This window comes from Massilia sp. IC2-477, assembly GCF_020707265.1.
Lineage (GTDB): Bacteria > Pseudomonadota > Gammaproteobacteria > Burkholderiales > Burkholderiaceae_D > Telluria.
Window position 1 is genome coordinate 429,190 of sequence record NZ_JAJFEQ010000004.1, and the last position, 14,039, is coordinate 443,228.

A 14,039-nucleotide genomic window follows, 5' to 3' on the forward strand; every position below is an offset into this window, starting at 1 on the left:
CAGAGCCGGGGCGCCAGAAAAACACACAAAGCCACAGCGGGGCAACTCATGTGTAACGAGACGTTTCAGCTGGTCCGGGCGGCTGCGAGCACCTGCTCCACCAGGCGCGCCGGCGACTCGCGCAGGTCGAGCGTGAGGCCGCATTCGTCCGGCTGCAGGGGTTCGAGGGTGCGCAGCTGGCTGTCGAGCAGCGACACGGGCATGAAGTGGCCGCTGCGCGCGGCCATGCGCTGGGCGATCAGCTCGCGCGGACCGGTCAGGTGGACGAAGCAGACCGCGCCGGCATCGCTCCCGCGCAGGACATCGCGGTAGATGCGCTTCAGGGCGGAGCAGGACAGCACCGCCCCCTCTCCTGCGCCTGCCGCCCGCTGCAGCTCGGCGCGCAGGGCCAGCAGCCAGCCGCGCCGGTCCTCGTCCGTGAGCGGCACGCCGGCCGCCATCTTCGTCACGTTTTCCGGCGGGTGGAAGGCATCGCCCTCGATGAAGCGGGCCTGCAGGGCCTGCGCCAGCCGCCGGCCGATGTCGCTCTTGCCGCAGCCGCTCACGCCCATGACGACCCATAGCGGCGGATTCATTTCATGCATATCTCGTATTCATGCGTTGTATTTTGGTGCCATCAAGCAATTCTTGTATATGACAAAATTGATTGATGACTATACTACTCAACAGTAAATGGCGCGTTTTCATGTGTGAAATCGTATGAATTCGTCATTTTTTGTCGATTTTGCACCGGATATGAGGATCTCCCCCCCATGCGCGTCAATACCCCCATCACCAACCAGGAATACCTCCTTGCCGATGGCCGGACCATCGTCTCGACCACCGACCTGCAGGGTAACATCCGGTATGCCAACCCCTACTTCATCGAAGTCAGCGGTTTCACCGAAGAAGAACTGATCGGCGCGCCCCAGAACCTGGTGCGCCACCCCGACATGCCGGTAGAAGCTTTTGCCGACCTGTGGGCGACGATCCGGGCCGGCCTGCCATGGAGCGGGATGGTCAAGAACCGCTGCAAGAACGGCGACCATTATTGGGTCTATGCGAACGTGACGCCAGTACTCGAGGATGGCAAGGCATGCGGCTACATGTCGGTGCGCACCAAGCCTTCGCGCCAACAGGTCGAGGCGGCCGCCGCGCTGTATGCGGAATTCAAGGCGGGCAACCCGCGCAAGCTGGTGCTGCGCCATGGGCGCGTATTGAAAAGCGGTCTGGCAGGCCGCCTGGCAGCACTGCGCAACCTGCCGCTGCGGACCCAGGTCAACGCCGGCATGGGCGTGCTGGCGACTGTCCTGCTGGTCAACCTGGCGCAAGGCTGGCGGCTCGGCGCCGCGCCCTGGAGCCTGCTGGCGATGGCGGTCTCGCTAGGCGTCGCCGTCAACCTCTGGCTCAGCCTGCGCCGCAACGTGCTGGCGCCGCTCGACGAGGCGACCGCCTTCGCGCGCCGCCTGGCCGGTGGCGACCTGACCGCCCGCATCGACAACCGCAGCGACAACGAGATGGGCCAACTGGTGGCCGCCCTGCGCCAGACCTCGGTTAACCTGTTCAGCGTGATCGGCGACGTGCGCAGTAATTTCGACGGGATCCGCCATGCGACCGGCGAAATCGCGAGCGGCAACATGGACCTGTCCGGCCGCACCGAATCGCAGGCTTCCAGCCTGGAGGAAACCGCCGCCAGCATGGAGCAGCTGACCCAGAACGTGGCGCAGAACGGCGACAACGTGAAGACCGCGAACGAACTGGCGATGCGCGCGGCGAGCATGGCGGCCCGCGGCGGCGGCACTGTCGGCGAAGTGGTCAGCACCATGGAGGCGATCAGCAGCTCTTCGCACAAGGTGCTGGACATCATCGGCCTGATCGACGGCATCGCCTTCCAGACCAACATCCTGGCGCTGAATGCGGCGGTCGAGGCGGCGCGCGCCGGCGAACAGGGCCGCGGCTTCGCCGTGGTCGCCAGCGAAGTGCGCAACCTGGCGCAGCGCAGCGCTGCCGCCGCCAAGGAAATCAAGGGGCTGATCAACGCTTCGATCGCCACCGTGGACAGCGGCAGCCGCCTGACCGCGCTGGCCGGCCAGACCATGGGCGAGATTATCGACGCGGTCGATAGCGTGCGCAGCGTGATGGAAGAAATCGCGGCCGCCACGATCGAACAGAGCGGCGGCCTGGGGCAGGTCAACCAGGCGGTCGGCCAGCTCGATGCCATCACCCAGCAGAACGCCGCCCTGGTCGAGGAAGCGGCAGCGGCCGCGGCATCGCTGGCGCAACAGGCCGACAGCGTGGCCGACGCGCTGGCGGTGTTCCGCCTGCACATGGGCGCGTCGGCGCCTGCCCTGCCCGTGCGCGGCAAGGCGCAGCTGCGCCTCGCGGCCTAACAGAAATCCCTGCTCGGGGCGCGCAGTTTCCCGAGCAGGTGCGACATGTCCACCAGCCGCTTGGCCACCAGGTGGCGTACCTCGCCCTGCTTCTGCCAGATGCCGTATACCCCGAGCAGCGGGGCATTCAATACCTCGCGCCGCTGCTGCTCCACCAGGGTCGGCCAGACGATCACGTTGATGTTCCCGGTCTCGTCTTCCAGCGTCATGAACAGCACGCCCTTGGCGGTGCCCGGGCGCTGGCGCACCGTCACCAGGCCGCAGGCGCGCGCCAGCTGGCCGTCGGCGTAATCCGCAAGCGTGGAAGCCGGCATGAAGCGCCTGGCCAGCAGCCCTTCGCGCAGCAGGGCCAGCGGATGGCGCCCGAGGGTGAGGCCCTGGGCGCGGTAGTCGCCCACGATCTCGTCGGCTTCCGACGGTGCGGCCAGCTGCGGCTGCTCTTCCTGCGGCGTGGTCGGGCGCAGCAGGTCGCGGTCGGGCACCGCGCCCACCGCCTGCCACAGCGCTTCGCGCCGGTGCCCGGCCAGCGACTGCAGCGCGTTGGCGCCGGCCAGCACCTGCAGGTCGCCGCGGTCGAGCTGGGCGCGGCGCGCCAGGTCGGCCACGCTGTCGAAAGGACGCACCGCGCGCGCCATCTCGATGCGCAGGGCGACTTCCTGCTTCAGGCCGCGCTGCAGCGAGAGGCCCAGGCGCACCGCCGGCTGGCGCGAGCGGTCGGTCGGATCCAGCTCTTCCAGGGTCGAATCCCAGCCGCTGATGGCGACGTCCGCCGGGCGCACTTCGATGCCATGGCGGCGCGCGTCCTGCACCAGTTGCGAAGGGCTGTAGAAGCCCATCGGCTGGCTGTTGAGCAGCGCGCACAGGAAAGCCGCCGGTTCGTGGCACTTGAGCCAGGAGCTGGCATAGGCTAGCAGCGCGAAGCTGGCCGCGTGCGATTCGGGGAAGCCGTATTCGCCGAAGCCCTGGATCTGGCTGAAGATCGCCTCGGCGAATTCGAGCGTGTAACCGCGCTCGAGCATGCCGCGCACGATGCGGTCGTAGTATTTTTCGAGGCCACCCTTGCGCTTCCAGGCCGCCATCGCGCGCCGCAGCTGGTCTGCTTCGCCCGGCGTGAAGCCGGCGCCCAGGATCGCGACCTGCATCACCTGTTCCTGGAAGATCGGCACGCCCAGGGTGCGCTCCAGCGCCAGCTTCATTTCGTCGCTCGGATAATGGATCGGTTCCAGGCCCTGACGCCGCCGCAAATAAGGATGCACCATGCCGCCCTGGATCGGGCCGGGGCGCACCACCGCCACCTCGATCACCAGGTCGTAGAAGCGGCGCGGGCGCATGCGCGGCAGCATGCTCATCTGGGCGCGCGACTCGATCTGGAACACGCCCACGGTGTCGGCCGCGCAGATCATGTCGTAGGTGGCCTTGTCGTCGGGCGGGATGTCCTGCATCTCGAACAGGTTGCCGTAGCGCTGGCCCACCAGTTCCAGGCCGCGCCGCATCATCGACAGCATGCCCAGCGCCAGCACGTCGACCTTCATCAGCCCGAGTTCTTCCAGGTCGTTCTTGTCCCACTGGATGACGCTGCGGTCGGCCATGGTGGCGTTCTCGATCGGCACCAGGCGTGACAGCTTGCCGCGCGCGATGACGAAGCCGCCCGGGTGCTGCGACAGGTGGCGCGGGAAGTTCAGCAGCTTGTGGGCGAGCGTGGCCCACTGCTGCGCCAGGCGCGATTCCGGGTCCAGGCCCGCTTCGGCCAGGCGTCCCACCAGGTCGGCGCGGCTGTCGAACCAGTGGTGGGTCTTGGCCACCTTCTCGACGATGGCCAGGTCGATGCCGAGCGCACGCCCGCTGTCGCGCAGCGCGCTCTTGGGGCGGTAGCTGATCACCACCGCCGCCAGCGCCGCGCGCTCGCGCCCGTATTTCGCATAGATGTACTGGATCACCTCTTCGCGGCGCTGGTGCTCGAAGTCGACGTCGATGTCGGGCGGCTCGTTGCGCTCCTTCGAGATGAAGCGCTCGAACAGCAGGCTGGCGCGCGCCGGGTCGACCTCGGTGATGCCGAGGCAGTAGCACACCGCCGAATTGGCGGCCGAGCCGCGGCCCTGGCACAGGATATGCTGCGAGCGGGCGAAGCGCACGATGTCGTACACCGTGAGGAAGTAGTGCTCGTACTGCATCTCGGCGATCAGGCCAAGTTCGTGCTCGATCTGGGCCTGCACCTTGGCCGGGATGCCGTCGCGGAAGCGCCGGTGCGCGCCGATATAGGTTTCCTGGCGCAGGAAGCTGGTGGCATCGTGGCCGGACGGGACCACTTCGTCCGGGTATTCGTAGCGCAGTTCGTCGAGCGAGAAGGTGCACAGGCGCGCGATGCGTACCGTCTCGGCCAGCGCCTCGCGCGAATGGATGTTGGCCAGGCGCAGGCGCGAACGCAGGTGCTGCTCGGCGTTCTGGGCCAGGCCGTAGCCGCATTCCGCCACCGGCTTCTTGAGGCGGGTGGCGCTGAGCGTGTCCTGCAGGGGTTTGCGCGAGCGCACGTGCATCACTACGTGGCCGAGCGCCGTGATCGGCAGGCCGTGCTGCCAGCCCACCTCTTCCACGGTTTCACGGTGCGGCTCGTCGAAGGCGCGGTGCAGCAGCACCAGGCCGAGCCAGGCGCGCCCCGGGAAGGTGGACGCCATCCAGGCGGCCTGCTGGTGCAGGCGGTCCACGTCTGCCGCCTCGTGCGAGGGATAGTGCGGCAGCAGGATCGCCAGGCAGTCCGGCATGTGCTTCAGGTGCGCGTAGGCGGGCGCGGGCCGGGCCAGGTCGTCCAGGGTCAGGAAGTAGGTGCCCTTGGCGCTGCGCGTGCGGCCCAGTGTGATCAGCTCGGAGAGGTTGCCGTAGCCGTTGCGGTTCTTGGCCAGCAGTATCAAGGAAAGCGCGGGGCTGCCGTCCGGGTATTTCAGGTGGAAGTGGGCGCCGATCACCAGCGGCAGGCCGGCCTTTTTTGCTTCGGCATGGGCGCGTACCACGCCGGCCAGCGAGCATTCGTCCGTCAGCGCCAGGGCGAAGTAATCGAGTTGGACCGCCCGCGCCACCAGTTCTTCCGCATGCGAGGCTCCTTCGAGGAAGGAGAAGTTCGACAGGCAGAACAGCTCCGCATAGGGAGGCAAAACCTGGGGTGGCGTGGAGAGCGGATCGGTCATCGGCAGGCACTAGGCAAAGGGGATACAATGCTAGTCAAACCAGCAATACTGTATAAAAACACAGTATAACCGAGACGGCTTGTTCGACAAGGAAATCGCATGCAGATCCGTGCACTGAAGTGTTTTGGGGCCACGCCAGGCACCGGCAATCCCGCCCTCGTGATCGAAGGAGACGCGTCAAACGAAGACACGCGCCGCGCCTTCGCCAAGGCACGCAACACCACCTGTGTCTACCTCGACGGAGATGTCGTCGATTTCTACTACCCGCACATGCGCAGCCCGCTGTGCCTGCACGCCACGCTGGCCGTGGCCCACGTGCTGTTCGCGCGCCATCCGCAAGCCCCCATGCTGGCGGTGACGACGGCCATGCGCGGCCAGCGCCTGGAGCTGCTGCGCGACGCGGATGTCTTCTACATCCGCCTGCAGGCGCAGCAGGTGGTGCAGCCGGCGCTCGCGTCCGACCTGCCCGCGCGCCTGCTGGCAGATCCCGGTCTGGTGCCGGTATCGCCCCCGCAGCTAGCCTCGGTGGGCAGCCCGAAACTGCTGGTGGAAGTCGCCGATGCAGCGACCCTGTACGCGCTGCATCCGGACCTGGAAGCGATTACCGCCTGGGGCAAGGACGCCGGCGTCAACGGCATCTATGCCTGGTGCCGCTTGCAAGGTGGTGCCGATGCGGACCGCTACGAAGGCCGCAATTTCAACCACCTCGACCCGGCCCTGGAAGACAGCGCCACCGGCGTGGCGGCCGGCGCGCTCACCGCCCTGCTGGGACACGGCATCACCCTGCTGCAGGGACGGGCCACTGGCCAGTCGTGCCTGATCCAGACGCAGGTGGAAGATGGCGCGATCCTGGTTGGCGGCCGCGCAGAACCATGCGCCGTGGTCGACTCCATCGCCGGCCGGCCCTGATACGTTTGGTAGCAATCCTTACCGCTTCGCTTCACCTGTTCGGCCCGGTTCGCGGTGTAATGAACCCATCGCGAAAGCACAGCGCGTCAACAGGAGAGTGAAAATGAAATCGACTTTGTTCGCATCGGCATTGATTGCCCTGACCATGGCCACCAGCGGCAGCGCGTACGCCCAGCGCGGCGACCATGGCTACGACCGTGACAACCGCAATGGCCACGCCTACGGGCAGGACAGCCGCCGTTACGACAATGACCGCCGCGACAACGATCGCCGCTTCGACAACGACCGCCGCCATAACGACCGCTACTACGACGCCCGTCAATATCATCGCGACGACCGTCGCGGCGGCGGACCGCGCCACGACCTGCGCCGCGGCCAGCGCCTGGACCGGGAATACCGTGACAGCCGCTACGTCGTCACCGACTGGCGTGCGCGCCACCTGAGCGCGCCTCCGCGTGGCCATCACTGGGTCCGCGCCGGCAACGACTACGTGCTGGCGGCCATCGCCACCGGCCTGATCGCACAGGTCCTGCTGAGCAACTAGGGAGCAGCCGGGCCACGCCGTCCAGCACGGCGTGGCCGTACTTACACCAGGCAAGGCTGTCCGCCGCGCGCGAGCTGGTATACACTTCCGCGCACGCTCTACCAGAGCTCATCCATTCTGCGGACATGAAACCACTCTTTTCCTACGCCCTCCCCTTGCTCCTGCTCGGTGCGACCGCCAGCGCGCGCGCCGACGTCGACTACCAGCTCAAGATTACCGACGCGGCCCAGCATCTGGCCGAAGTGCGCGCCAGCTTCCCGGCGACGTCCGGCACCACGCTGGACGTGCAAATGCCGAACTGGCGCACCGGTCGCTACAACATCCTGAACCTCGCCAACGGCGTGCGCCTGTTCAAGGCCTTCGACGCCAAGGGCCAGCCGCTGCCGGTCGCCAAGACCGACAAAGGCACCTGGCAGGTCCGTACCAAACCGGGCGACGCGGTGACGGTGCAGTACGAGCTGTACGCGAACCTGCTGGGCGAACGCACCCGCCACATCGACGACACCCACGCCTACCTGGATGCCAGCGGCGTGTTCGTCTACGCCGCCCCGTTCCGCAAGGAGCCGGTCAAGGTGAAGCTGGACGTGCCGCAGAACTGGAAGTCGCGCTCGGGCATGGACGCAGGTAGCTGCGACCACTGCTTCGTCGCCCCCAATTACGACGTGCTGATCGACGCGCCGATCGAGACCGGCATCCACGAGTTCTACACGGATAAAGTCGATGGCCGCACCATCGAGCTGGCGATCTGGGGCCGCGGCAACCACGACGGCAAGCAGATGATGACCGACCTGAAGAAGATCGTGCTTGAAACCGCGAAGCTCTACGGCGGCAAGTATCCCTTCCAGCGCTATCTGTTCATCGTCCACGCCACCGACGGCGTGGGCGGCGCGACCGAGCACGCGAATTCCACCGTGATCCAGAAACCGCGCTGGACCTACGCGCCGCGCAAGGGCTACCTCGACTTCCTGCGCGTCGCCGCGCACGAGTTCTTCCACACCTGGAACGTCAAGGCCTACCGTCCGAAAGAGATGGTCCCTTACGACTACCAGAACGAGAATTACAACCGCCTGCTGTGGATCGCCGAAGGCCACACCTCCTACTTCGAAGAGCTGATCGTGCTGCGCGCAGGCCTGGAAAAGCGCGACGAATTCCTCGAGGAGTACGCCAAGCTGGTCGACGACTACCAGCACCAACCGGGGCGCTTGCAGCAAAGCGCGGCCGACGCCAGCTTCGACGAATGGATCGCGGTCGGCGGCGAGCGCGCCCGCAATGCCTCGGTCAACATCTATTCCAAGGGCCAGCTGCTGGCGCTGATGATGGACATCGAACTGCGCCGCCAGACCGGCGCCAAGCGCGGCCTGGAAGACGTGCACCGCATCCTGTTCGAGAAGCACTCGACCGCCCAGGGCGGCTATGACGTGCCGGCCGTGCTGGCGGCCTTGCGCGCCGTGAGCGGCCAGGACTGGAGCGCCTGGTGGGCCCAGTACGTGGACGGCACCGCCGAGATCCCGTTCGACAGCCTGCTGGCCCAGGTCGGCCTGCAAAAAGTGGTCGACGTGCCGAAGGACCAGGAACAGAAGACCGAATGGTGGGCCGGCTGGACCCTGCGCGAAGGCAGCGACCCGGCGGTGGTTACCGTCGTCGAACGCGACAGCCCGGCATGGAAGGCCGGCGTGGTCTCGGGCGACACCCTGGTAGCGGTGAACGGCCTGCGCGTCTCCGCCAAGGACATCGGCGACAAAATGTCGCTCTCCAAAGCCGGTCCGTTCAAATTGCACCTGTTCCGCCGCGACGAGCTGGTCGAGATGCCGATCACGCCGCAGCAGCGCCCGAAAGGCAAGGCCAAGATCAAGGCCCTCGACAAGGCAAGCAGCGCGCAGCAGGCGATGAACGCAGCCTTGCTGGGCGTCGCCTGGCCCAAGGAGGACGCGAAGAAGCAGTAATCCTTCGACGTACTCCGCAAAAGCCGCGGCCCCGGTCTCCACCGGCGCCGCGGTTTTTTCATGGGCGCTGTTCCAGCACCCGATCGATCAGCCCATACTCCGCCGCCTGCCCGGCCGACATGAAATTGTCGCGGTCCGAATCCCGTTCGATCCGCTCCAAGGGCTGCCCGGTGCGTTCGGCCAGCAGGCTGTTGAGCCGGTGGCGCTGGTACAGGATCTCGCGCGCCTGGATCTCGATGTCGGCCGCCACGCCCTGCGAGCCGCCGTGCGGCTGATGGATCATGATGCGGGCATTCGGCAGGGCGTAGCGCTTGCCGCGCGCGCCCGCCGCCAGCAGGAAGGAACCCATGCTGGCGGCAAAGCCGGTGCACAGGGTCGAGACGTCCGGCTTGATGAACTGCATGGTGTCGTAGACCGCCATGCCGGCATACACCGAGCCGCCGGGCGAATTGATGTAGAGCGCGATGTCCTTGTCGGGGTTGTCCGATTCCAGGAACAGCAGCTGGGCCACGATCAGGTTGGCCGACTGCTCGGTCACCTCGCCCACCAGGAAGATCACCCGCTCCTTGAGCAGGCGCGAATAGATATCGAAGGCGCGTTCGCCGCGCCCGGTCTGTTCGATCACGGTGGGCACCAGGCCCAGTCCTGTTGGAGCTTGCAACATCATGGTCGTCCTTTCGCGGTAAAGTAGTAACAGCCGCTTGACGCTCGCCGCCGGCGCCATGTGACGAATAAAAAAATCTTTATCGCGCCTGTCACATCCGGCCCTTCTCGAGCGTCAAGTGGGACACCACCGCGACAGGAGACCGCCATGCCATCCACTTCCGATCCCGACGGCGCCGTATTCGAACGGCTGCGCCCGCGCCTGACGGCAATCAGCTGCCGCATCGTCGGCAGCAGTGCCGAGGCCGAGGACATCGTGCAGGACTGCTTCCTGAAGTGGCATGGCGCCGAGCAAGGCACGCTGGCCACGCCGGCCGCCTGGCTGACCACCGTCGTGCAGCACCAGTCGATCGACCGCCTGCGCCGGCGCGCCCGCGACGAGGCGGCCGCGCACATCGCGCTGGAACTGCTGCCCTGCGCGCCGCCCGCGCTGCCCGAGGAGGGCCTGCTGCGCCAGGCTGAACTCGCCGAGGCGCTGGGCCTCCTGCTGGCGCGCCTGTCGCCGGCCGAGCGCCTGGCCGTCGTGTTGCACGAGGTGCTCGATTGCAGCCATGCCGACATCGCGGCCATCCTGGGCACTGGGACGGCGAATGCGCGCCAGCACCTGGCGCGTGCGCGCCGCCGACTGCGCGTGCTGCCTGACGAAGTGCGCCTGGAAGAAAAGCTGTGCCGCGAGCTGCTGCGCCGCTTCCAGGCCGCGATCAACGGCATGGACGTGGCGGCGGTCGTGAATCTGCTCGCCGGCGAGCAGCCGCTGTCGGTGTATGCGGCGCCTGCCAGCATGGGACACCGTGCCTGCGCCAACGATGCGCATTACACGCTTACCCTGGCCGCATGAAATAGAGACACCAGCTTGTAATTGGCATATAGTCATCTCTCTTTCCGGAGAGCGTCCATACAGGGCCTCCACCATCACACGGAACACCATGGACCAGCCCAGCCGGCTTCACGCATTCGACAACCTTCGCGCCGTGATGATGTGGCTCGGCATCCTGCTCCACGTGGCGATCAACCACACCACCGGTACCTTGCCCCTGCCGTGGCGCGATTCGCAGACCACGCCGGTCGCTGACCTGATCCTGGTCTTTATCCACGTCTTCCGCATGCCGGTGTTCTTCATCCTGGCCGGCTATTTCGTGGCCCTGCTGATCGCGCGCCGCGGACCCAGGGGCATGCTGGCGCACCGCATGCGCCGCCTGGCCCTACCCTTTGTCATCTTCTGGCCGGTGCTGATCGTCTGCACCACCGTCATGATGCTGGTCTACCTGCACGTGATGGCGCGCGGTACCGTGGGCATCGACATGTCGCTGCTGGCCCGCAAGGGCGCCGGCGCCTCGCCCTTCAACACCATGCACATGTGGTTCCTGTATTACCTGATCTGGTTCTGCATCCTGACCGCGGCGCTGGCGCCGCTGTGGAGCAGGCTGCCGGCGCCGGTCCGTGACGGCGTCGATGCGGTCTTCCGCAAGCTCGCCAAGAGCTGGTGGGGCCCGCTGGTGCTGACCATTCCACTGGCGATCGTCGCTTCTTTCTACCGCGCCGGCATGCTCGCCCCGAACGGCTCCTTCATCCCGCAGTTGACCGAGCTGGTGTACAACGGCATGTACTTCGTGTGCGGCCTGCTGGCCTGGCGCCACCAGGACACGCTGCTGCCCTACCTTACCCGGACCTGCTGGCGCAAACTGCTCGCCGGCTTCGTCGTGTTCGTCGTCGCCCTCGCCGGCTTCAAGGTCTTCACCACCCAGCCGGCATCCGTTCCGCACCTCGAAGCCGGTATCGCCTTCTCCTACAACCTCGCCAGCTGGCTGTGGAGCTTTGCCCTCATCGGCCTGTTCCTGCGCTACCTGCCGCACCAGAACCGCGTCCTGCGCTACGTCTCCGAGAGTTCTTACTGGGTCTTCCTGGTGCACATGCTGTGCACGATCGGCTTCGGCGCCATGCTGTACACGCTGCCGGCAAACGCGATGACCAAGATGGCGCTGAACGTGCTGGCGACCACCGTCGTCTGCCTGCTCAGCTACCAGCTGCTGGTGCGCCATACGCTCATCGGCGTGCTGCTCAACGGCAGGCGGCAGGACAAGCCCGGACCATCGACGCTCGGCCAGGACCAGGTAGTCGCCTCATGACCGACACCGGCACCCGCGCGCAGTTCAATCCCCTGATCAAGCCCTTCCTGGTGCTGAAGATCGGCGTCGTCATGATGTCGACCATCGTCGGCATCCCGCTGGCGATCGTCTGGTTCCTGGGCGTGGGCCGCTGGTGGGCCCAGCACTATTTCGACCGCCTGGAATGCCACCTCGACGAGCGCAGCCTGCGCTACCGGAAGGGCATCCTGGTCACGACCGAGAAGACCATCCCGCTCGAGAACATCCAGGACGTGACCTTCATCGAAGGCCCGATCCTGCGGCGATTCGACCTGAGCACCCTGAAGTTCGAGACGGCGGGCCACAGTGCAGGCCAGGCGTCCGACATGCAGCTGACCGGCATCATCGACGCCCAAGCCTTCCGCACCCGCATCCTGCAGGCGCGCGAAGCGCTGCGCCAGCGCCCGCAGGAAAGTGGCGGCGATGCCCAGCTGGCCGCGTTGCGTGCGATCGAGGCGAAGCTGGACGAGATCGCACAGCTGCTGCGCAACAGGCAATAAGGCTTGCGCCGCGCGTCAGGCGACGCGGAACACCTCGACCTGGCGCGCCAGTTCCCGGGCCTGGTCGTGCATCGATTCGGCCGCCGCGGCTGCCTGTTCCACCAGCGATGCGTTCTGCTGGGTCAGGTCGTCCACCTGCCCGACCGCGGTATTGATCTCGCGGACGCTCGCGGCCTGCTGGTCGCTGGCAGCGGCGATCCGTTCGATCAGCACGCTGACGCGCTGCACGCTGCCCAGGAGCTCACGCATGGTCTTGCCGGATTCGTCGACCAGGCTGGTGCCGTCGTCGATCTTTGCTACCGATGCATGGATCAGCGCCTTGACCTCGCTTGCGGCGCTGGTGCAGCGTTGCGCAAGCAGGCGCACCTCCCCAGCCACAACCGCGAATCCCCTTCCCTGCTCGCCCGCGCGGGCCGCCTCGACGGCCGCGTTCAGGGCCAGGATATTGGTCTGGAAGGCGATGCCGTCGATGACCGCGATGATGTCGACGATCTGGCTCGAGGCGTGGCTGATGTCGCCCATGGTCTTGACGACTTCCCCGACGATCGCGCCGCCGCGGTCCGCGATCCGCGATGCTTCGGTCGCCAGCAGGCTGGCCGAACGTGCGTCTTCTGCGTTGCGGTTGACCGCATCGGTGAGCTCATGCATGGTGCTGGCAGTCTGCTGCAGGGAACTGGCCTGGGACTCGGTGCGGGCCGACAGGTCCTGGTTGCCGGACGCGATCTCGCGGCTGCTGGTGGTGATGGATCCGGTTCCCTGGCGTACGCCGTTGACGATGGTCGCCAGGCCGGCGCTCATCCCTGCCAGGGAGCGCGACAGCGTGCCGATCTCGTCGCCCGCCGAGGTATCGATGCGGGCCGTCAGGTCGCCCACCGCCACGGCCTCGGCAAACCGGGACGCCTCGCGCAGCGGACGGGTAATGCTGATGGTGACCCAGTAGGCCAGGGCCGCGCCGATCGCGAGGGCGATCGCCGCAATGGCGACCACGATGGTGCGCGAGCTTGCCACTACCGAATCGACACGGTCGCTGGCGGTATTCATCCGGGTCTCGATATTCCTGATGACCACATCGAGATCGGCCACGATCTGGCGGCGCAAGGGGCTGCATTCGGCAACGAGGAAGACGCCGAACTCACTCATCTGTTTCGCGCTGCGGTATTGGCGGGGTCGCGCCAGCTCGCGCGCCATGGCATGCAGTCCGGCGCTGGCCTTGCGGAAGTCGGGACGCTCGCCGAGGATGGGTTCCAGTTTCTGCAGGCGATCGACAAAGATGGCGCGCTGCTGGTCCAGCACGTCGAGCTCCCTGAGCGCGTCCTCGTCGCGCTCGTAGATGTAGGCATTGCGCGCTGCGAGGCCGGTCTGACCGAGCGCCTCGCGAAGCTCGATCAGTTGTGCGAGCTGGGTGGTGCGGATCTGCTTCTCTTCGGCCACCATGTGCGCCGTGTCCCCCATGCGCACCAGGGCGATCGCCGCCAGCAGGAGTGTCAGCATGCCGATGGCGCCGAAACCGCATGCGAGCCGGGCGCCGATTTTCAGGTTCTTCAACATCCTTGTCTTTCTCTTCATGTGATGAGCTGTTACGCAAGATCTCACTAAAGAGAGGTGCGCACCTTTTAAAATCATAGTAGCGCATGTAAGACAATTCCTACAAAACAATTATATTACCTTGTGGCAATTCGGATTGTTTCGTGCAGTATGCTTGATAAATACAGGTTATATTGCTACAACGTTGTGTTAATGCTACAGCGCCTTGGTGCTGCTCCGACGATTGATTAGTATTCAATTTTG

11 protein-coding genes are annotated in these 14,039 nt (G+C 66.1%); 7 read left to right on the top strand and 4 right to left on the bottom strand.

All coding sequences use genetic code 11. The features are described 5' to 3' along the window. Positions 1 to 65: 65 nt before the first annotated feature. Positions 66 to 575 carry a gluconokinase gene (locus LK542_RS10770; protein ID WP_227811896.1) on the bottom strand — a complete coding sequence of 170 codons (510 nt, stop codon included), beginning with the start codon at positions 573 to 575 and terminating at the stop codon, positions 66 to 68. A gap of 177 nt (positions 576 to 752) precedes the next feature. Here LK542_RS10770 and LK542_RS10775 point away from each other — a divergent pair, with 177 nt between their 5' ends. Then, complete coding sequence (locus LK542_RS10775; RefSeq protein WP_227811897.1) at positions 753 to 2,369, top strand: PAS domain-containing methyl-accepting chemotaxis protein; 1,617 nt, start codon at positions 753 to 755, stop codon at positions 2,367 to 2,369. Here the strand turns inward: LK542_RS10775 and LK542_RS10780 are convergent. Continuing rightward, positions 2,366 to 5,548: an error-prone DNA polymerase gene (locus tag LK542_RS10780; RefSeq protein ID WP_227811898.1), complete on the bottom strand. Its 3,183-nt coding sequence runs from the start codon at positions 5,546 to 5,548 to the stop codon at positions 2,366 to 2,368. The genes LK542_RS10775 and LK542_RS10780 overlap by 4 nt on opposite strands. A 99-nt stretch (positions 5,549 to 5,647) precedes the next feature. On the opposite strand from LK542_RS10780, the gene LK542_RS10785 reads away from it, so the two are divergent. From LK542_RS10785 to LK542_RS10795, 3 genes are all read left to right on the top strand, one after another. Further along, on the top strand, positions 5,648 to 6,457 hold the full coding sequence (locus LK542_RS10785) for a PhzF family phenazine biosynthesis protein (protein WP_227811899.1): 810 nt from the start codon (positions 5,648 to 5,650) through the stop codon (positions 6,455 to 6,457). Positions 6,458 to 6,560: 103 nt separating this feature from the next. Further along, positions 6,561 to 7,001 (top strand): RcnB family protein, encoded by a 441-nt coding sequence (locus LK542_RS10790; protein ID WP_227811900.1) that lies wholly within the window; start codon positions 6,561 to 6,563, stop codon positions 6,999 to 7,001. A gap of 125 nt (positions 7,002 to 7,126) precedes the next feature. Then, the gene (locus LK542_RS10795; protein ID WP_227811901.1) at positions 7,127 to 8,944 is read left to right on the top strand and encodes a M61 family metallopeptidase; all 1,818 of its coding nucleotides are present in this window, start codon (positions 7,127 to 7,129) and stop codon (positions 8,942 to 8,944) included. A 58-nt stretch (positions 8,945 to 9,002) separates the two neighbouring features. Here the strand turns inward: LK542_RS10795 and clpP are convergent, their stop codons facing one another. Further along, entirely contained in the window at positions 9,003 to 9,611 is a 609-nt protein-coding gene (clpP, locus tag LK542_RS10800) for an ATP-dependent Clp endopeptidase proteolytic subunit ClpP (RefSeq protein ID WP_227811902.1), read from the bottom strand. A 144-nt stretch (positions 9,612 to 9,755) separates the two neighbouring features. On the opposite strand from clpP, the gene LK542_RS10805 reads away from it, so the two are divergent. The 3 genes from LK542_RS10805 to LK542_RS10815 all read left to right on the top strand — a co-directional run bounded on the left by LK542_RS10805 (position 9,756) and on the right by LK542_RS10815 (position 12,251). Continuing rightward, on the top strand, positions 9,756 to 10,445 hold the full coding sequence (locus tag LK542_RS10805; protein WP_227811903.1) for a sigma-70 family RNA polymerase sigma factor: 690 nt from the start codon (positions 9,756 to 9,758) through the stop codon (positions 10,443 to 10,445). 88 nt (positions 10,446 to 10,533) lie between these two features. Further along, positions 10,534 to 11,733, top strand: a complete 1,200-nt coding sequence (locus tag LK542_RS10810; protein WP_227811904.1) for an acyltransferase family protein — start codon at positions 10,534 to 10,536, stop codon at positions 11,731 to 11,733. Next, positions 11,730 to 12,251 carry a PH domain-containing protein gene (locus tag LK542_RS10815; RefSeq protein ID WP_227799221.1) on the top strand — a complete coding sequence of 174 codons (522 nt, stop codon included), beginning with the start codon at positions 11,730 to 11,732 and terminating at the stop codon, positions 12,249 to 12,251. Before LK542_RS10810 ends, LK542_RS10815 begins: the two co-directional genes overlap by 4 nt. Before the next feature lie 15 nt (positions 12,252 to 12,266). On the opposite strand, the gene LK542_RS10820 is transcribed toward LK542_RS10815, so the two are convergent. After that, positions 12,267 to 13,799: a methyl-accepting chemotaxis protein gene (locus tag LK542_RS10820; RefSeq protein ID WP_227811905.1), complete on the bottom strand. Its 1,533-nt coding sequence runs from the start codon at positions 13,797 to 13,799 to the stop codon at positions 12,267 to 12,269. Positions 13,800 to 14,039 lie beyond the last annotated feature (240 nt).